Annotated in this window: 1 protein-coding gene; it reads right to left on the bottom strand. The window is 75.5% G+C overall.

The features are described 5' to 3' along the window. Positions 1-601, bottom strand: a 601-nt coding sequence (locus AB0C29_RS32595; protein WP_360828364.1) for a GAF domain-containing protein, incomplete at both ends; no start/stop codon positions are given.

The following is a 601-nucleotide window of genomic DNA, read 5'->3' as shown; positions in this document are numbered from 1 at the left end:
GCGCAGCTGGCCCATGGTGGTGGCCGCGTCGATGCCGCGGCCGACCACGTCGCCGACGACCACGGCCAGCTTGTCCGGCGTGATCAGGAAGGCGTCGAACCAGTCACCGCCGACCTCGAGGTCGTGCGCGGCGGCCTGGTAGTGCGTCTCGACCGCGAACCGGGGGTCCGAGGGCAGGTCACCGGCGAGCAGGCTGCGCTGCAGGGTCCGGGCGATGGCCCGTTCCTGCTCGTAGAGGCGGGCGTTCTCCAGGGCCAGTCCGGCCCGGTCGGCCAGGTCCCGCAGGAAGTCCGCCTCGGCCGCGGCCGTACGCCGCTCCGGGGCCATCCGCAGCGCGAGCGTGCCGAGCACCCGGCCGTTCGCGACCAGGGGCAGCACCGCACACCCGGCGTCGAACTCCTTGTCGTCGCTGAACTGCGCCTCGCCGTCGAGCAGCACCTGGGTGATCCGCTCGGCCAGCCGCTGCGGGTCGGGCGCGGGCCCACCGGCCTCGGCGACCAGGCCGGCCGGGCCGACCTGGAGCCGCACCGCCGCCCACTCGGCGATGTCCGGGACCGTGCGTTCGACCAGCAGGCGGGCCCGCGGCATGAGCCGGGACTCG

It is taken from the genome of Actinoplanes sp. NPDC048791 (assembly GCF_040650095.1).
Classification (GTDB): Bacteria; Actinomycetota; Actinomycetes; order Mycobacteriales; family Micromonosporaceae; genus Actinoplanes.
Note: the sequence above shows the minus strand (reverse complement) of the source record. Positions and strands in the feature narration are given on the sequence as shown.